Annotated in this window: 18 protein-coding genes and 2 tRNA genes; 6 read left to right on the top strand and 14 right to left on the bottom strand. The window is 35.5% G+C overall.

Annotated features, from left to right (window positions below):
• Positions 1-171: 171 nt before the first annotated feature.
• Positions 172-717: a GNAT family N-acetyltransferase gene (locus ABMA79_RS05940; protein ID WP_392858330.1), complete on the top strand. Its 546-nt coding sequence runs from the start codon at positions 172-174 to the stop codon at positions 715-717.
• On the opposite strand, the gene ABMA79_RS05945 is transcribed toward ABMA79_RS05940, so the two are convergent.
• Positions 703-1,542, bottom strand: a complete 840-nt coding sequence (locus ABMA79_RS05945; RefSeq protein ID WP_393091039.1) for a lipid A-modifier LpxR family protein — start codon at positions 1,540-1,542, stop codon at positions 703-705. The genes ABMA79_RS05940 and ABMA79_RS05945 overlap by 15 nt on opposite strands.
• Before the next feature lie 172 nt (positions 1,543-1,714).
• Here ABMA79_RS05945 and ABMA79_RS05950 point away from each other — a divergent pair, with 172 nt between their 5' ends.
• A complete protein-coding gene (locus tag ABMA79_RS05950) occupies positions 1,715-2,536 on the top strand; it encodes an SDR family NAD(P)-dependent oxidoreductase (RefSeq protein ID WP_393091041.1) in 822 nt (273 codons plus the stop codon).
• Positions 2,537-2,547: 11 nt separating this feature from the next.
• On the opposite strand, the gene ABMA79_RS05955 is transcribed toward ABMA79_RS05950, so the two are convergent.
• From ABMA79_RS05955 to ABMA79_RS05995, 9 genes are all read right to left on the bottom strand, one after another.
• A complete protein-coding gene (locus ABMA79_RS05955) occupies positions 2,548-3,987 on the bottom strand; it encodes a hypothetical protein (protein WP_393091044.1) in 1,440 nt (479 codons plus the stop codon).
• 201 nt (positions 3,988-4,188) lie between these two features.
• Positions 4,189-5,085: a hypothetical protein gene (locus tag ABMA79_RS05960; protein WP_393091046.1), complete on the bottom strand. Its 897-nt coding sequence runs from the start codon at positions 5,083-5,085 to the stop codon at positions 4,189-4,191.
• Between the two features lie 13 nt (positions 5,086-5,098).
• Complete coding sequence (locus tag ABMA79_RS05965) at positions 5,099-5,629, bottom strand: hypothetical protein (protein ID WP_393091049.1); 531 nt, start codon at positions 5,627-5,629, stop codon at positions 5,099-5,101.
• An 88-nt stretch (positions 5,630-5,717) separates the two neighbouring features.
• Positions 5,718-7,502 carry a DUF4105 domain-containing protein gene (locus ABMA79_RS05970; protein WP_393091052.1) on the bottom strand — a complete coding sequence of 595 codons (1,785 nt, stop codon included), beginning with the start codon at positions 7,500-7,502 and terminating at the stop codon, positions 5,718-5,720.
• Positions 7,474-7,815: an adenosine deaminase gene (locus tag ABMA79_RS05975; RefSeq protein ID WP_392858347.1), complete on the bottom strand. Its 342-nt coding sequence runs from the start codon at positions 7,813-7,815 to the stop codon at positions 7,474-7,476. Before ABMA79_RS05975 ends, ABMA79_RS05970 begins: the two co-directional genes overlap by 29 nt.
• A gap of 227 nt (positions 7,816-8,042) precedes the next feature.
• On the bottom strand, positions 8,043-8,771 hold the full coding sequence (locus ABMA79_RS05980; RefSeq protein WP_393091054.1) for a DUF4097 domain-containing protein: 729 nt from the start codon (positions 8,769-8,771) through the stop codon (positions 8,043-8,045).
• A gap of 802 nt (positions 8,772-9,573) precedes the next feature.
• The gene (locus tag ABMA79_RS05985) at positions 9,574-10,113 is read right to left on the bottom strand and encodes a hypothetical protein (RefSeq protein WP_393091056.1); all 540 of its coding nucleotides are present in this window, start codon (positions 10,111-10,113) and stop codon (positions 9,574-9,576) included.
• Between the two features lie 9 nt (positions 10,114-10,122).
• On the bottom strand, positions 10,123-10,509 hold the full coding sequence (locus ABMA79_RS05990) for a hypothetical protein (RefSeq protein WP_393091059.1): 387 nt from the start codon (positions 10,507-10,509) through the stop codon (positions 10,123-10,125).
• Positions 10,510-10,605: 96 nt separating this feature from the next.
• On the bottom strand, positions 10,606-11,391 hold the full coding sequence (locus ABMA79_RS05995; protein ID WP_393091061.1) for a hypothetical protein: 786 nt from the start codon (positions 11,389-11,391) through the stop codon (positions 10,606-10,608).
• A 244-nt stretch (positions 11,392-11,635) separates the two neighbouring features.
• On the opposite strand from ABMA79_RS05995, the gene ABMA79_RS06000 reads away from it, so the two are divergent.
• Complete coding sequence (locus ABMA79_RS06000; protein WP_393091064.1) at positions 11,636-12,484, top strand: Abi-alpha family protein; 849 nt, start codon at positions 11,636-11,638, stop codon at positions 12,482-12,484.
• Positions 12,485-13,069: 585 nt separating this feature from the next.
• Here the strand turns inward: ABMA79_RS06000 and ABMA79_RS06005 are convergent.
• Positions 13,070-13,147: transfer RNA gene (locus ABMA79_RS06005), tRNA-Glu, on the bottom strand.
• A 43-nt stretch (positions 13,148-13,190) separates the two neighbouring features.
• Positions 13,191-13,267 (bottom strand) — tRNA-Lys (locus tag ABMA79_RS06010).
• Positions 13,268-13,468: 201 nt separating this feature from the next.
• Between ABMA79_RS06010 and mtaB the strand changes: the two genes are divergently transcribed.
• Positions 13,469-14,791, top strand: coding sequence for a tRNA (N(6)-L-threonylcarbamoyladenosine(37)-C(2))-methylthiotransferase MtaB (gene mtaB / locus ABMA79_RS06015; RefSeq protein WP_393091067.1), 1,323 nt, complete (start codon positions 13,469-13,471; stop codon positions 14,789-14,791).
• A gap of 461 nt (positions 14,792-15,252) precedes the next feature.
• Here mtaB and ABMA79_RS06020 read toward each other — a convergent pair whose 3' ends face one another.
• Positions 15,253-16,521, bottom strand: coding sequence for an adenylosuccinate synthase (locus ABMA79_RS06020; protein ID WP_392858355.1), 1,269 nt, complete (start codon positions 16,519-16,521; stop codon positions 15,253-15,255).
• 2 nt (positions 16,522-16,523) lie between these two features.
• A complete protein-coding gene (locus tag ABMA79_RS06025; RefSeq protein WP_392858358.1) occupies positions 16,524-17,471 on the bottom strand; it encodes a hydroxyacid dehydrogenase in 948 nt (315 codons plus the stop codon).
• A gap of 148 nt (positions 17,472-17,619) precedes the next feature.
• Between ABMA79_RS06025 and ABMA79_RS06030 the strand changes: the two genes are divergently transcribed.
• Both ABMA79_RS06030 and ABMA79_RS06035 read left to right on the top strand, forming a co-directional pair.
• On the top strand, positions 17,620-18,324 hold the full coding sequence (locus tag ABMA79_RS06030; RefSeq protein WP_393091070.1) for a transglycosylase SLT domain-containing protein: 705 nt from the start codon (positions 17,620-17,622) through the stop codon (positions 18,322-18,324).
• Between the two features lie 24 nt (positions 18,325-18,348).
• Positions 18,349-18,846: a macro domain-containing protein gene (locus tag ABMA79_RS06035; RefSeq protein WP_393091073.1), complete on the top strand. Its 498-nt coding sequence runs from the start codon at positions 18,349-18,351 to the stop codon at positions 18,844-18,846.
• Positions 18,847-19,046: the final 200 nt, after the last annotated feature.

A 19,046-nucleotide genomic window follows, 5' to 3' on the forward strand; every position in this document is an offset into this window, starting at 1 on the left:
CTCATTGGTTTATGTTAAATATATAATGTAATTATATATCCTAGTTATATAACTTGGTTATATATTATTCCTTTCCAAAATTCCGTACAATAAAAAAATACACTTTTTGTGTAAAACTTTTGTCGTTATAATAAAATCTGTCAGTTAAGCTCGGATAAAGAAGGAAGAATTATGTGGCAACCACCAAAAATTGAAACAAAAAGACTTGTTCTAAGAGAAGTAAGGCTTAGTGACAAGGATGCGGTATTTGAATATGGAAAGAAGCCACATATCTCCAAGTATACCCTTTGGGAGCCTCATGAGACGGTGGAAGATAGTGTCGACTTTATTGAGAAGTATGCTTTTTCAAACTACGAACAACAGGTTCCTGAGCCATTTGCAATTACCCTTAAAGGTGATGATAAGCTAATTGGTTGTGTTGGTTGTTTTTGGGTTTCAACAAAGAATAAGTGCATGGAGCTTGCCTATGTACTTAATGATGACTTTTGGGGGAAGGGGATTGTTGTTGAAGCTGCCCAGGAAGTTGTTAATTATTGCTTTGAGAATTTTGATATTGAACGAATTCAGTGTCGTTGTAAGGCCGAGAATATACAAAGTGAAAGGGTCATGCAAAAGCTAGGTTTTAGGTATGAGGGACTTCTTCGCAATGAAATCTATCATCGTGGTCAGCATTGGGATATGAAGTACTATTCAATTTTAAGATCAGAAGTAAAATGATGTCTCAAGGGTCGCATATGTATGGTCAGAGGCTCCTTTAAACTGAGGTCCATGCCAATTGGCCTTTAGCGTGATTCTCATAACACTAAAGAAGAAGTTAAATCCCGCATCTGCTTTGTAGTAAATATCTTCCATGTCTTCATCTGCAATAACATAGACTGAATCGACTTTCTTTGAGCCCTGAAGGACAGCATCAAAATAATTTGCAACAGCTGAGCCATTGGCAAAGAATTCTAAGAAGCCAAGCCTCATCCCAAGTTTTAGGCCAATTTCAATATCACGTTTGAGACCGCCATAGTGTCCTTGTAGCCATGGAGATAGCTCGAAAATTGGGCCACGATTTATCTTTATTAATTTAAGTTCACCATTGTAGAAGTACTGATTACTCGTTTGATTCTGCCAACCATTCACTTGGGAAGAAGGCAGCATTTTATGAAAGAGGTTTTGTAAGATTCCTGCCTTTGCGTTCGGTCCTTGTTGTCCTGTCCAAAGGTCAGCACGGAAGTAATAGCTGCTATTAACGTGGGAGAACCCTAATATTCCGTAGAGTAGTCCTGTATATGGATGGTCTCCATCAACGACTGTCGTACTTAAAGTTGCCTCTGGGGTGTAGATCTTATGGGCAACACCTAGACGCAGTTTCGTTAAAGATCCTTGGGAGTATAATCTCCTTTGATACATGAGTTCTAGGCCATTTGAGTAGTATTTATCCGTCTCAAAAGCAGCATCGTTATCAATCTTGATTGAAAACTCATTATTGGGCTTACTTTGCGCGAAAGTAGAGATGGCCAAGGTGAATAGGGATAAGATGAAGAGCAACTTCATTAAACAATTGTATCACTTTCAATATCTCACAGCTTATAGATGGCCAACTTTGCTTGTTTAGAAAAATGAAGCTCTGTAATTTTAGTATGTTATAGGGACTAAATTAAGAATGTCTTGTATTGTTTACAATAAATCTCATTGCTCGCCACTTCGGTGTTATAAGCAGTCCACTATGAATAGAATTTGCCTAAAGAATAAAGTTATTGCCATTACGGGCTCCACAGGAGGCCTTGGCCAAGCTCTAAGTTTAGAGTTAGCAAAGAAGGGTGCTTTGTTGGCCCTAATGGATATCGATTCTGAAAAGCTAAAGCTACAGGCAAGAGAGTTAAGTGGCCTAGCGCTTGAAGTTGATGTGACAAGCCTGGATTCAATTGAGGCCGCTATGGCAAAGGCCAATGATCATTTTGGAAAAATCGATATCATCATTGCAAATGCGGGTATTACAAAAATGGCCCCAATGATTTCTTCAAGTGAAAAAGATTTTTCACAGGTAATCGATATCAATCTCAATGGGCCTTGGCGAACTTTTAAAGCTGCCCTTCCTTATATTTCTGAAAGTTCTGGCTATATGGCCGCAATATGTTCCATGGCCTCATTTGTCCATTGTCCACTTCAGGCATCATACGCCGCTAGTAAAGCAGGGCTTCATGCCGTTTGTAACAGCGTTAGAATGGAAGTGAAGCATCTGGGAATTGATGTTGGAAGTTATCACCCAACTTTTTTTCCATCGCCATTAATGGATGGAGTGACAAGTGATCCAGTAGGGAACAAACTATGGGGCGGTAATAAAGAAGGACCTTGGAAGATGATTACTATTGAGGAGGTTGTCTCTGATATCATAAGTGGTATTGAAGAGAGAGCGGAACTTGTCGTCATTCCAAAACGCAAGACTCTAGTTGCGAAGGCCAGTGGCTTCTTTAGGCGCTATATAGAACGTCGTGGATTTAAGGGAAGTGAAATACAAGAAGCAATCTCCCTTTCTCAAAGAAGCTAATTCCACATTGATTACAGGCTTTCCTGTGTTCTTTTAAGATGATCATCATTATTTAATAAGTGGACAACTTCTGTGAAGTTATGGGCACTTTCGATGACTTCTTCAGTATCGCTTTCAAGCTCTTCATTATACAAATAGTGGTCGATACTATCTTGAAGCTTTTGAAAAAGAGGAAGGAGTCTTAGTTCAATCTCTTGAGAGAACATCATTGAAGTTTCTTGCTTAACAAGTTCCTTAATACTTTTATAAATTGACTCTTGTTTATGGAAGAAGCCGATTACAACTTTTGAGAAATAAACAATAAAAGCGATAAACATAATACTATCGACAACATCATTAACGACTAGCGACAGTAGGCATGCTGTCAGTGTGAGACTATAGATATATTTAACTCTGGTGTTGGCGGCCAAGACAATCGTAAATAAGTAACTACTTAAAAGTAGCGGAAGCGCAATCGGTGAGTTTGAGCTCAAGTAGAATTTTAGAGTAAATAGTAGTTGAGCATTGAAGAGGTAAATATAGCTGATCTTTTGAATCGAAAAATGATTTGTCGTTCTATACAAATGAAAAGCAAAGAGTAAGAAATTTAAAACAATTGCCAGACCAGTATAAGAAATATTTGAAATTGGCCTAAATAAATCAATTGCAAAGAAAGTATAGAAGACGCTCATCGATAGGATGACGATGATTGAAGACCTTTTGAAATTATTAAAAATTGGTACATTAAAGATATCAACTTGATGGTCGAGTAAGTGATCAACATCATCAAACTCTTTCTTTAAAAAGTCCTCCATACGACTACTGTTGGACCTTAAGCTGTTTTTGATTCTTTCTTTATCATCTAGACCAGAAGAGATCATCGCAAGCATATTGTTGATAGGGTTTAATAAATTGTGAGTAAAATAACTCTTTAAGTTTAAAATATTTTTATGAAGTTCCTTCTTATGCCAAATTTGATTAGCATTCTCCTTAAAGGTAATCGACTGAATTGAACTAACTGTCGTAATGAAAATATGAAGAAACGTTACGAGAACGAGATTTTGATCCGCAAGAAAGTAGTTATTTGTAGCTATAATTATAAAATGTAGGAGACAGTACTTGATATTTGTATGCTGAAGATGGAAAGCGAGGACAATGATTCCACCAATGTAGCATAGGGAGCTTGTAGCAGTATAGTCTGCTAGGCGTGGGTAGATCGACCAAATTAGACTTTCGATAACAACTGAGAAAAAAATGACAAACGTAAGGTTATTCTTAAAAAGCTTCTTGTAAAAGACGACTGCCATAATGGAATCGAAGGCGATCATATAATTGAACGTCGTTAATAGGTGTGGTTCAATATTGTAAAAATAGAAGACGACATACAGAACAGACATTAGGAGAACTGCGAGAAAGTGCATCTCGAAGAATTCTTTATATTTCTGATCTAAATGGTAATAATCATTAACCAAAATCTTGTCCTGTCCAAACATAATTAACTGACTAGTAGTTATAACCTCTTAAAAGTATAATCATTATACAATACATTATATTTGAAAAAAGTACATATTTAGTCCAGTATTAGTTAACGTAATTTTAGTAAGTTATAGAATTTACGTGAATTTAGTGACTTTGAAGGGAAGAAAAAAGCCGCTTAAAGAAGCGGCCCTGGTTTATTTCATAACTTTTAAGAATTCAATCATAAACTCCTTGTAAACGGAGTTGCTGGCCTTAAGGGCCGCTTGGTAGGCTTTCTTTGCATCAACTTTTTGGAGCATATGCAGGTGAGCTTCAAGCTCTTCTTTTGAAAGGCTTTCGTATGACATATCGAGTGCCATCTTTATATTCTTTCCCTGTGCGGCCAAGATCGCATCTGTTTGCTTTTGAGCATTGGCAACGACCTCATTTATATTCATCGTAGGATTCTTTTCCTGCTCAGTATGAATCATCATGGCCTGGATTAAACTCTTAGATGAGGCAGTTGATTGCTCTAGAAGAGAGGCTTCATCAATAATGCCATTCACTAACTCTTTTTTGTCTTCTGGAAGCTCGTAATCTTTCCCATTGGTAATGTGGTCGACTATTTTATCCTGAGTTTGCTGTGCATTTTCTTGCAGCTTTTTAGAAGTCTCACTATCTTGAATTTCTGCGATTGCTTGAAGCTCATCAAGACTTAAGTTCTCGTATGACTTCTCAAGTTTTTCTTGAAATGGAAAATTTCTTACAAGTTCTAGTAGCTTCTCTTTTTTCTCAGGAGCCTGCTCATTAAACTTTTTATTCTTAAATGCATTTTCAAATGTTTGATTAAGTTTAGCTTTTGATATTTCTTTCAAAAGTTTTTTGATAAGCACTTTCTTTTCACTTAGTACTTCCGGTGTATCAACTGTTTTCTTTAATGTTTTATTTTCCACTAGGGGAGTCGAAGATGATTCTGTCGATGCCTGTTGTACTTCTTTTGATACTTCATTTGTTGTTGTCGCTAAAGTGTCATCTTGTGCTTGTTTAGGATTTATGACTAAGTAATAAATCGCAATTAAGATAACTGGTAAAATTAAAATAAGTTTTTTCATAATTCCTCAGTAACTATTTAGAGATATTCTTTTCAATAGCTCTCGTTCTTTGTTGTTCTATTTCATGATGTCTTTGTTTGACCATCTCTTTAATATCTTCAATATTATCAGGAAAACCACTTTCAGAATTAAAGTCTTCAAGAAGTTGTGCAGCTACTTTTGACCCTTCTGAATCACTGTTTTCGATATTTATAACGAGTAATTCATAGCTACGAAGAATATAAAAAGTAAGCTCGCTCTCTGCGTAGATAATATCTCCACTTAGATCATTTAAAATAACTAATGATTCAACAGCATCAAAATCATCAGAATCAAGATTAATAATACTATCGTCAATAGGAGTACTAATGAGCTTATAGTATTCATAATATGAATCACTCAAGTCGATTACAACTCTACGCCATGATTCGATAAGTTCAGTTTCTTCCTGAGTTTTAACTAAGGCCTGATTGGTGTTCTCTTTTGGCTTATCTTCTGAATTAGAGCAACTAGCTACAAAAAAACTGATAACAGTTATTAAAAGCAGTGCTTTTATTTCTCGCATAAATATCCCTTATATTTTTTTTTGAGAATATATTTTATTTACAATAGTTGTAAACAAAGTGTGTAAAAATGAAGGTGCATATCACGTATTAAAGGTAGTAATTCAAGTCTAGCTTGATTGATTGAATACTTCTCGTAGAATTTTCAGATGCATTTAGACTAAAGATAAAGCCTAAGTTCTTGTTAATACGATATGAGGTATCAAGGACTGCTTCTTCGAGATACTCATATTGATTTGGTACATAAAAGCTTAAGGAATACCTAAGGTGAAATTTTAAACTCTCATATGAACGAAGAATTATACCTGTAGAGAGCCCTGCTATATAGAAGTCTGTTGATGTATATAATGAGTTTTGCTGAATTAAGTAAAAATCAATATCGCGGTGAAGGCGAAATGTTTTTCCAATATCGGCACCAATTTTAAAGTCATTTTCAAACTTTAGATGGCGATTGATATAGTCCGTATAACCAATTTGAAAGCCACCGGAAATCCCACCGGTTAAGGGATCTGATATTTGAAAAATCTTTGCACCAATTAGAAGTAGCTTATTAAGTCTTAGTTTTGACTTAGAGTATGATAGCTCAACATTTGCAACTCTTAATTCACTTTCGTTTATATACATTCTATTGTCATCGCTAAGAAGGTGAGAAGCTGGCAGAAGGCCTAGGATACTTCTTTGTTCCTCTTTATCATTTCTAAAATATTGATGTGATAAGTAGACTTGTGAATTCGACGGAGCATTCGCAGGATTCTTATACTGACTAAAATCAAGGGTACCATTTGGAAAACTTTGCTCAAGAGTTCTATCAATTTTATCGCTTAAGAGAGAGAACTCTTTATAGTTTTTACTTTCTTCAAAGTATTGATATCGATTATATGCTTGGGCGAGCTCCAGCTGCGGGAGCTCCTCAATAGAAGCAATTCCTTTCTGCTTTATTTCATTAATGCTTAGTGGATCAATTTCAAGGTTTTCATAAATGGCCTTGACTAGCCACTTATCTGCCAGAATCGCTTTTGTGTCGTTTATTAATCCACTTTTATGAGTTGCACGAACTAAGTCTAATGGAGTCATCCAATTAGCTTTATGATCATTTATACTAGGCCAAACTGTTGCAATAATATAGTTCATTAGTGTGGCACAGTTAAATGTATGAAAGTAATAATCTAGTTTAATTCTTCTTAATTCATATAGGTGTAGGTGGAGTAACTTTTTTTGCTCATTAGTAAGATTGAGGTGATACTTCCATATATTTCGACCTTCTTCTTTAAGGTAACCTTTTTCTAGATGACTTGCTGGAGAGAGAGCGTAGAAGCCCTCTTTACCTGTCACAATGCTCTCAAACATAACTTTAGGAAGGTTAATCCCCTCGAGTTCTGTATAAAAAGTGAGAGCGTGCCTTTTATCATTCCCACCAAACTCGAGATAAGTATGACCCATCATGCTTGATGGATTCGATACATTTTCAGAGGCAAATACCAAGCTTATCTCTTCTAGTGGTGCCTTTGTTAAAAACTCATTGAGACCTTTACAAGAAGAGAAGCTAAGAGCTTCACGATTAAGCTTTTTACTCAACCAGTAGGCTCTTGCTGGAAAACGACACTTAATGACTTCTAAATTGGAGTCCAATTCTTTTTGTAATAAATGAAGCTCGCTTTCTGGAGTAGGACTATGTGAAGATAGATAAAACTTTTTATCTTCGATAACCTGCTTGCCGTTTGTTAAGTAGAGTAGGTTAACCCAGTGTGGATCTTGTGCAATACTTTGTGCATTTACATTTTGAATAATGAAAAAGAGGGCCCCTAGCATAGGGGCCTTTATTAAATTAGAAATAGATTGCTGAATATTACATGCAGTTAATTTGAATTGGCTCATCAAATTGCCACATCTTTTCTGAACCGTAATCTGTTGAAGAACCAAATGTTCCACCAGTTAGAATATTGATAAAGAATTTTGGGTCAACAGTACTCTTTGCTAGGTACTGTGTACATTTCTCATTTTCAGATTGGATAATTACATCATCCTTTTGTCTCTTTAATTCAACGATTCCAGGAACAATATAAGTACGTCCTTGAATATTGATTTTTTCTTTCTTGTTGTGTGATGTCGTAACATTAACCTTTTGTGTTTGATCATTTAAAATCGTTGCACAACTAGTGAATAGAAGTGCGATTAAGATAAATTTCATTCATCCTCCCTCATTATGTTCTTAATTAACCTAAATTATATTTGCGATGTCTTAAGAGTCCAGTGATTTAAAGGGGTTAGAATCTTCCGGTGTGGGGTACTAGCATGAGATATGCTTCGTGATTACAGCAGATTAAGCGCCTATATTTCATTTATTATCTTCAAATTTAAAAATAAAAAAATAAAAAAACGCCACTTTTTATCATGGCGCTTTCTAAACTGAGTTTCTTATATGTTTTCGATAGTAACGTCACCACTTCCAGTACTTGCTTTAATGGAAATTTTTGAGTCGTCACTACTTCCGGCCTTGTTTGTAAGTTTTCCGCTGGCCGATTCTAGCTTTGAATTCACTTTCATGCCTTTTGGGACAATCACTGTAATGTCACCACTACCTGAACTAATATTGGCCTTCAGTGTTTTGATCTGTGGATTGATAAGCTTAATATTACCACTTCCTGATTCAAGGCCTACCTCTTTAAATTGACCTTTAGCATTTATATCTCCACTTCCAAGGAATGCTTTTAATGAGTCCATTGCTGAGTTTGTAATGTTAATTTGTCCGCTACCTGAGCTAAGATCACTGTTGGCATTAAGGCCTGTAATTGACGTATCTCCAGAGCCTAGTTTCGATAATAGCCTCACTTGTTTTGGCATTGTAATATTAAAGTTTACTTCACATTGTGGCCCAACAGAAAACCAGCCAGAGCTTTTTTTCTTAGTCTTTTGAACCTTTACACTTACAACATTATCACTTTGTTCAATATTTAAGTTGCAGCCTTCGTCCCAGCTCTTTTTTGTGTAAGAGATCTTCATTAAGCTACTTTCTGTACCTGTAATTGAAACATTCCCACTAGAGTTTTCAAGGGCAAGTAAACCTTTTGAGATTTCAAAGCTCTTCTCTTCTGCAAAAAGCATTGATGTGAATAATAGGGAAGCGCCGGCAATAAAATATTTCATTATCTATTCCTTTTTTACTTAAAGTGAAATTTCAATATGATAGTTAACTATAATTTTTTGAGCTAATTAGAAAATGTTTATTTTAGAGTCTGTAGATATTCCATTCTCGTTAATGAGCTATGAAATTTTTAATTTAATGAAAACTAAGGTCTAGAAAATAAAAAAGCCAGACTAGGTCTGGCTTCTTTATAAAACTGGTACTCCCAAGGGGATATCCAGACGCAAAAAATAATTCAATATTAACAAAAACTTAGGAGTTAAATCAGTCGTTTACCTTTCTTCCCTTACATCGTATTTCATTTGATTTTATGGCAGTTACGAGATGAGGATTCAGAGTGGCAAAAATATATTATAGAAACGCTTAAAAAGGATCCTGCCCTTTCTGAAGAATATATTGAATAAGCAGAGGAATTAATTGGCTCTGTAGCAAGGTTTTGGCCAACGGAAGTTTTTTTCATGCGAGGTCAGTGAGCAGAAAGAGTGGGCAATTGAATATGATAGTGCTCTTGAAAAAGCAGATGAGATTCTAAAGTTGATTGCATCTTAATACTTCTGTATATCATTAAAAGAATGAATAGTTATTCTAAGAATTAGATTCAATTGTACAATTTAAATATCTCAGATGTTAATTCAAAATGCCTTACTGGCTCAGGGACTGGGAGCTTCTTTGACTCTAAAAAAGAAACCTGCTCTTGTATGATAGTATTGAAATTTACTAATACTCTAGTAATTGAGCTAGTTGTGATATAATTATCTTTAACGTAAACTTCCGTTTCAATATAACTGTATTTAGAAATACTCTCTAAAGAGAGTCTTGCTTGAAAGTATCAACTAACATAGGTTTTCCTTCTCCAAGTTTTACATGCTTGTTTTGCCAATAATACTCAATAACAAGATCACTTACTTGGCCTTTGTTAAACACCTTATAGGTCGAGCAGTCATTAAATCTGGTATATCCTTTATAGCAGTGTGGTTCTTTGTAAATGTTAAAACAACGTTGTTTCCAGTCTTTTGGTGCAGTTAGATGATCAAAATCTAAATTTCCTAAACTTTCATAGTTCCACCATTTACGTTCTTCCCCGTTACTGAATTTAAACTTGAATTTGATATGATGAGAACATCTTGGCCCAAAAAGACAATTGAAGTCTTCTTTTGTTAATTCTTTATCAAAGCAAATATTTAACGCTTCGTGTGTTGCGTCACCTTCTTCCTTTCCATAATTTTCTTTAAATTCGACAATTGAGGCAGAGACAATTTTTAGTTTTTGATCTGGGGCAGAAGTTTCACCATAACAAGAGCTTAAAATAAATAAAAATAAAGTTACTGAAATTAAACGAGTCATTAGTTTTCCTTAGAATTTAAGTAGTCTGCTTAGCCAAGATCTTTTGGTAGGATTGAGTTGTTTTTCTTGCTCAAGTTCCTCCAATAATTTTTTATATTTATAGCGGCTAGAAGCTGGTAGCTTGTTGTAATCCTCTTGTAGTTTAAGAACAAGATTAAATGTTGTTTTAAAGTCTGAAATTTTCTCTATTGATTCAAGCCTCTTTGATGAATTGAAAAGATCTTTAAAAATTCTCTTCCATGGAGTAAAATATTTTAAGCATTGCTTTTCTGTTCCAAATATTTGGCCATAGGTACCACAAATTAAGACATGAGTAATTTGTTTTCTGGGCCCATTAACTTCTTTCGCTTTTTGTATTTGTGTTTCATTGAGTCTTGCAATAATTAAATCTTGCACTGCTAACTCCTCATGTTATGTACTACAATAAAGTGCTTTTAATTTATATGTGGTAAAATAGTATTTAATCCCTGTCTTGCTATACTAATAGCTATTTTAAAAAATGTAATCATTGTTGATGACATAGTCAGATAAGTCAGACTGAAATGTTGAAATAACATCTTTTATCTTTTTGTACTTATTAACTTTTTTGTTAAATATGTTGCTATATTCTTTAGTTATAATTCTTTTTAATTCACAGATATTAATCGAACTAGGGTTTTTCTCGTATTCACTCTTGAATTCACTATAGGCTATTGCATTGAATAGAGTTTCTAGAAAAGTTTTGTGAAATGATTTATGAGACCATATTTCAAGCATCATTAAATCTATTGCTAATGTTGATTGAGTATAATTAATGGTAATTAGCTTTGCTGTTTTAGATTTATAGCTTTTAAATGGTAGATCAAAGCATAACTTGTTAAATAGATTTGCAGCATAGTCCCATTTCCTTGTAAATACATTCCTTGCATTCCAATATAGTCCAAAGAAAATAGCAATAAATAAAGCGTAGCCTTTTGGGTCTAGATTATTAGAGCTTATAGATATATTTTTATATGACAATGAAAATACTAGAATAAGTAAACATGTTGTCCATACAGCTTTTATAAATAAATTTTTTCCTTTTGTATTATTCTTAAAATACTCTATTTTACAAAAAAAGATGGCTTCTAGCATGTTTATAATAGGAACAATTACTTTTGAAAATAATGTTATAAAACATGTTGGTATTCTAAAATATGAATCTTTTGTTAAGTTAAAAGACTCTACTTCAAACTCATTTCTAATTTCAAAAATTTCGAAATAAACATTTTCGAAAAAGTATTCTACTTCCTTTTTCACCTTACTCCCTCTGTTGGCACTTAATAACTAATCGTATTGATGACCTTTAAATATTAGTGTTTTTGATAAGGAGAGCTTAACTATAAGTTTGCTTTGCAAGTGTCGAATTTTACTGTTCTTGTTGTAACAGGCAAAGTTAATAAATTAGAAGAAGTTATCATGGGTTAATTTCTTAATGAGGAGACACTAATAGTGATATATAATTCATGAAATATATTATGTTAGGAAACTATTAAGAGTGGATATGAAAAAAGATAATTCATTAATAAAAGTAAATACAGAAGTTAATGCTGATGTTTCTAAAGGAATGAGGGAGTTAAGGAAAACTTTCCCTAAGTTAAGCAATGCTTTAGATACAACCTTAGCAAATGTTGTATGGAAGGTTAATAATCTAATAACAAATAGCTCACATGAAAAAGATAAAATTGAAGAAACTCTAATTGACTATAATGAAAAAATTGAGAGTGGGGAAGAGTGTGGGCCGTTAGTTAGTATTGCTCCTGAAATTGGCGTGCCTGTTATTGAGAAGCTCTCTTATATTAATTGCCCTGAAATTCGAAAGGTTTATATTGATATCTTATACAAGGCATCTTATGCAAAGTACCAAGATAGAGTTCATCCAAGATTAGTGAATATTGTACCTAGTTTAAGTAACCAGGATATTTTATTACTCAAGTCATTGTATAGAGGTAATTTAATTGAAGTTCGTTATAGACTTTATGAGAGTGGAGATAAGGGAACTTTTTTTTATAATTCAGCTAGGGATTACTTTCCTCGTGAGATTGAAGGTGAAGGAATGACTCCACATATTAGTATTGTGAACTTAGTCTCTTTAGGTCTATTAGAAAATAAAAACGGAGTGAACTCAAGTTTGAATAAAGAATGTGATGCTTATTTAAATGAACATTTTGATTATGAAGAACAGAAATTTGAATTTGTGCGAAGGTACAAACTAAAAAAAGCCTCTAACCTATCTGATACGGAAGGATTTTTGATAAAAGGATTTGATCTTAATCATATTAGATTAGATATCAATGGATATGAATTATCATTTCTTGGTCGTTTATTTTATGAATTCATAGAAAGCAAATAAAAAATATCATTTTTTCATGTGCAGAAGAGAAATGACCACCGTGAACATTTCACGTCACCTAAAATCCCGCACTTATAAAATAAATAACCACCGTGGTTACAGCCTATTGATTTATCGAATTTAAGCATTGTATGTAGAAATTTGGCTTTGCGAATGAGCAGCGATTGCATGTCGATTGATGTGTGATGTTGTGTTGATTGAAGAGGATATGATTTTTTTATCCTTCGTTAAGCTATGGGAATGATTCATATAATTCGCGCCGAGAATTTGACTCCCTCTCTATCACGTTGCTTTTAGAGATGGAGTCAATTTCCGGCGCTAACATGGGGGGAAGGATGTAGTTCGTAGGTAAGGTTTTTGGAGTTAAGTTGTTAGAAGGAGGGGTGTTGAAGAAAAATAGTTTTGATATACATTGCAAATACTGCTTATCAAGGTATCATGGCCAAGAGTTGATATTTGGTGAGGGCGTAAGTTTAGATGGCTTATTTGGCCAATCTGGTGGTTAGGTGGTCGACCAGACCAAAACAGACCAAGTAGGGTCTAGAAAATAAAAAAGCCAGACTAGGTCTGGCTTCTTTATAAAACTGGTACTCCCAAGGGGATTCGAACCCCTGTTACCGCCGTGAAAAGGCGGTGTCCTAGACCGGGCTAGACGATGGGAGCGCTAACTTATTTCCCGGATTTGGAAACCAAAAAACATTTAAAATGGTGATCTCTCTGCGACTCGAACGCAGGACCCTCTCCTTAAAAGGGAGATGCTCTAACCAACTGAGCTAAGAGACCATCTGTGTTTTGGTGAGATTGAATATAAGTAATCTTGGTTCAGAAGTCAACAGGGAATTTAAAAAAAATAAAAAAAAAGTGTAATTTTTTTAAGAAGTTAATTTTATTTACCCTTAGTATTTTTTATCGCCCACCTTGTCATTAAAGGCCTTGTGAGCTAATTTAGCCCATTATTACTAGTGTTTTAAGAGGTAGGCTTCAGTGACAACAGAAGTGGATTCAATAAAAAATAATGTAGAAGACTTGGACGGAAAAAAAGTAGCATTTCATACTTTGGGGTGTCGTTTAAATTTTTCTGAGACGGGAACAATATCTCAAGGCTTTGTTGAGCGTGGGTATAAAGTTGTTGAATTTGGTGAGCAAGCTGATGTTACTTTTATTAACACTTGTACTGTAACGGATAGTGCAGATTCGACTTGTCGTAATCTTATTCGTAAGGCACACCGTTCTTCTCCAGATGGAAAGATTGTTGTGGCCGGTTGTTACGCTCAAATGGATGCACCAAAGATTGCAAAGATGACAGGTGTTGATCTTGTTTTAGGAACAAGTGAAAAATATAAAGTCTTCGATTATTTAAATGAAGATGAAACAGATACAATTCATATTGATAAGTCGAAAGACTTTTTCGGAGCTGCTACTTCTAAAGAAGAAGGACACACGAGAGCTTTCTTAAAGATTCAAGATGGATGTAATTACGTTTGTTCATTCTGTATCATTCCTTTTGCTCGTGGACGCTCTAAGGCAGTTTCAATTGCTCAGGCAATAGAAGAAGCAAAAGCTGTTGTTGCTCAAGGCTTTAAAGAGATTGTTCTTACTGGTGTAAATATTGGTGAGTATGAAACAACTTCAGGTGAAAAACTTTTAGATCTTTTAAGAGAGTTAAATGCTCTTGAAGGTTTAGAGAGAATTCGTCTGGGAAGTGTTGAGCCAAATACAATTACTGATGAGCTTCTTGATTATATGCAAGCTAATCCCAAGTTTCTTGATCACTTCCATGTACCAATGCAAAGTGGAAACGATGAGATCTTAACAAATATGAAGCGTAAGTATTCAGTTGAAGATTATAAAACAATCATTAATAAAATTATCACGCGTTTTCCAAACGCAGGAATTGGTGCAGATGTTATTTGTGGTTTCCCTGGAGAGACTGACGAACAATTCCAAGATACATTTAATCTTTTAAAAGATTTACCAATCACTCACTTCCACGTATTTCCATATTCTAAAAGAAAGAATACGGTTGCTGCCCGTATGGAAGATCATATTCAGCACCCAGTTAAGAAGAGTCGTGTGAAAACTCTGATGATGCTTGGAGATGCTAAGCTTAATATGTTCTCTGAAGATTACGTTGGAGAAACGTCTCAGGTCCTTTTTGAAAGGAAAGACAAGCAAGGCTTATGGGAAGGTTACACTTCGAACTTTATTCGCGTTAAAGTTGCACATGATGGTGATTTAAAGAATCAAATCCGTCAGGTTCGCTTAATTGAGTTTAAAGACAACAAGGTTTTTGCTGAGCTATGCTAGTTGCTGCGGCGCTCACGGTCTTTTTGACAATTAATTAACAATTAAAAACGTTTTCCTAACACAACTTGAACACTCAGGTAGGCCAAGTTTTATATTCTAGTCTTGTCAGTAGGAAACAAGGTTGGCAAGCCTTAGAATTTTTTGTTCTGCTTTTAAAAACTCCACTTGCCGATTTTAATTTCTCAAGTCCCTCTCTGAATCTGAAGAAGTGTCTTACTGATAAAAAATCTTTGTGCTACTGCGTACATCTCTCTCTCTCCCGCGGTGGCACAAGGGCTTTATAAATTAAAAATCCATCGCGCTTATAAAGATGCGATAGAGCATATACCACACACAATCTATGAGTAGCTTTGAATTAGGCACTCGCCTCAATGATGGTTTTCTGCGACGGCCATCTCAAAAAAAACCGACACAAGATGGATATAGGCCCTGAGGTAACTCAGGGCCGAAGTTCTTTATACTTAGAAGTATTCTTTTAGGAATTTTATTTCAGATCTTTCAGGTCCGAAAGCAATAATCCCAACAGGGATTTGAATCGCTTCTTCGATAAGAGCGATATAGTCTTTAACTTCTTGTGATAGTTCACCTTTGAAGTCATCGTTAAAGCCTGCTACTTCTTTTAGAATTGGTTTAACTTTGGCCAAATCAATTCCTGGATAAGCACAATCAATCGTACGACCTTCGTACTCATACCCTGTACAAACTTTTAGAGGCCCCATCTCAGATAAAACATCAAGTTTAGTTAAAGCGATAGAAGTAAGGTTTGAGCACTTAACAGAGTATTTTAGAAGAGGAAGGTCTAGCCATCCACATCTTCTCTTACGTCCTGTTGTCGCACCGAACTCACCACCCTTTGTTTGAATATCTTCACCCATTTGATCAAAAAGTTCAGTAGGGAATGGCCCTTCTCCAACTCTTGTTGTGTAGGCTTTTGTGATTCCTAAGACTTCTTCAACTGTTCCACCTGGAAGACCTGCTCCCGAGTAGATACCTGCATATGCAGTTGATGAAGATGTTACGAATGGGTATGAACCAAAGTCGATATCAAGAAGCACACCTTGAGCTCCTTCAAAAAGGATCTTCTTTCCTGCGCGTTTGGCTTCATCGAGGAAACTAAATGTATCGCAAACAAATGGTTCAATTTCTTTTGCAAGTGTCATCAGTCTTTCAACTTCTTCTTCAACACTTGGGTATTCGCACTCATAGAGATTTTTAAAAAGAGTTTCTTTCTCTAAAAGATTTGCTTTTAATTTTTCAGTTAGGATCTCTTTGTTAAATAGATCTTTTACTTTAATTCCCTTGCGAGAAATCTTATCTTCATAAGCTGGGCCAATTCCTTTTCCTGTTGTCCCAATCTTAACAGGTCCCTTCGCTTCACGTTGACCATCTAGTAGACGGTTATAGTAAGTGATAACAGAAGTGTTTGAAGATATTCTTAGCTTTTCAGGGGAAACTGATAACCCAGAGTTTTTTACATTTTCTAATTCTTTAGAGAATGCTTCTGGATCAAGAACAACACCGTGACCAATAACTGAGACACAGTGATCATGTAAAATACCTGAAGGAATTAAGTGGAGAACAACTTTCTTTGTTCCAACGATAATCGTGTGACCAGCGTTGTTTCCTCCTTGGTAGCGAACAACAACATCGCATTTTAAACCAAGTAGGTCTGTAATTTTTCCTTTACCTTCATCTCCCCATTGAGAGCCAATAATCGCAAGTGATTTCATAATTAAGCTTTAACCTCATGTAGTAAATTATCGTTTAAAAAGAATTCTTTCAGTTGATTTACGGCCATCTCTCCAACTCTTAGTTGAGCTTCATCAGTAGAAGCTCCTAGGTGTGGTGTAAGAACAAGATTAGAAATCTTGCGAAGAGGTGAGTCTTCTTCTAATGGCTCAGTTGCGAAAACATCAAAGCCTGCTGCTTTAAATTTTCTTTCCATAAGAGCAACAGCTAAGTCTTCCTCGTTAACAATTCCACCGCGAGAAGCGTTTACAAGAATTGCATGAGGTTGCATTTTATTAAATAGGTCCTTGTTCACCATTCCTTTCGTTGCATCCATTAGTGGAGTATGAAGTGTGATGATGTCACAAGTTTCAAAAATTTCTTCGACAGTATTTGCTTTAGAAACATAATCAAGTTCACTTGATTCACAAAATGGATCAAAGAATTTAACTTGTGGATCAAATCCTTGAAGACGTTTTGCAACGATCTTTCCAATTTGACCAAAACCAACGATACCAACTTTTTTATTAGCTAGTTCATTTCCTGTGTACTTTGATTTATCCCATCCGCCATTTTTCATTGTGGCGTCGGCAGCAGCAGTATGTCTTAGAACTGTCATCATAAGAGCGATAGCGTGTTCTGCTGCTGAGTTATTATTGGCACCTGGAGTATTTGAAACCTTTACTCCACGCTCGCCACATTTAACTTTATCAATATTATCTGTTCCGGCACCTGCGCGGATTACATATTTAAGATTTGGAGCAAGTTCAAGATACTCTTCTCCAATTGTCGTTGATGATCTAATAACAAGAGCATTTGCTTTTGGTAGTAATTCTTTAATCTCGTCTTGAGTTAATTTTGCTTTTGGGTGAACTTCTAATTCGTTGATAGCTTGTAGAGATGCAAAAACTTCTGCATCCATTCCATCACAAACGACGATAAATGGTTTCACTCAGGCCTCCATGGATTTTTTAAGTTTTTCTTGTATTGCGATTATAGAACGCAACTTGCTACATGTAACCCTAATATTAGAAACTTTTTGTAAGTTGCTATTTAGTTTTTCGTTAACCATAATTATCATGATGCAAAAAAGTAAAAGTATGAAAAATATGAGAATTTTAAAGAAGTTATTAGCTATACTTATATTCGGCCAACTGTTTCTATCAGCTTCTCTTGCTTCCTATATTCCTGAGGGATACTTTGTCAGTCATGAGGATATGATTAGGGATTATCAAATTACTCAAGAGTACTCGAAAAGGGATTTCCTATCTTATATTTTAGAGCAGAATCCGGCCGTTACAGCGGCCGAGGCCACACTGATTACTGAGCGAGTTATTGAAGTTGCTGATCAATTTAGGGTTGATGCGAAGCTATTTCTTGCCTTGATTCGAATGGAGTCAAATTTCATGCGTGAGGCGGTCTCTCCAACTGGTGCAGTAGGCTTAACTCAATTCACATCAATTGGTGCCCAGGAAGTATCTGATCAATTAGGTCAACGTGGCCCAAGTTATGCAAGTTTACAAAATACACTCTATCTAAATAATATTTTACTAGATGGCATGCCTGAGTGGAGTCATTTGTGGCTGCGAGAGAGGAGCTGGGCGCAGCAAAAGTTGCTGTTCTTAGATGATCTCGACCTGTCCCTTGTGTATGGTGCTATCCTCTTAAAGGTCTATCTGGCAAAGAATTACCAAGATGATCTCATGGCCAACTATTATGAGGCACTCGTTGACTACAATGGTGAGCCTGGAGAGAGAAAATATTGGTATGCACGCACAATCTTAAAGTTTTACGATGAAATCTAAACTGATTCGTGCTAGAAATTCCTTATGAAAAATATTCAAGTAATTAAAGCCGATATTACAACTCTTGATGTTGATGCCATTGTGAATACAGCTAATAGTGAACTTAAAGCTGGAGGGGGCGTTGATGGTGCCATCCATGCTGCCTGTGGTGAAGAACTTGCCAAGGAACTTGCTGAAGCAGGTGGTTGTCCAGTTGGCGAAGCAAGATTGACTCGTGCCTTTAATATTCCTGCGGAATTTATCATTCATGCTGTTGGACCAAAGTGGGAAGGTGGAGCAAATGGTGAAGCGGACTTACTTGAAAAATGCTATATCTACGCACTCTCTCTGGCCCTTGAGAATGAATGTAAGTCAATTGCATTCCCATGTATCTCAACTGGAATTTTTGGCTATCCAAAAATTGAAGCGGCCATTACTGCAACTTCAGCAGTAAAAAGCTTTGATGCTATTGAAGAATTTGATGATGTGATCTTCTGTTGCTTTGATGATGAAAGCTATGAGATCTACAAAACAATTCTGTAGCCTCTATAAAAGAGTGATCTCTTAATAATACTTGAGTTAATTTACCCTTCTTCATTTTAGAATTTCTGTGAACGACTGATAAGATACATATCAGAGGCACAGTCATGAAGAAACGAAGAGTGTTCACTATTTTATTCCCCTTATTGGCCATCATTATTCTCGTGGCCTGTCTTGGAAGGGGGCACAATCTTAGAAAAATA

It is taken from the genome of Halobacteriovorax sp. HFRX-2_2 (assembly GCF_043196705.1).
Taxonomy (GTDB): domain Bacteria; phylum Bdellovibrionota; class Bacteriovoracia; order Bacteriovoracales; family Bacteriovoracaceae; genus Halobacteriovorax_A.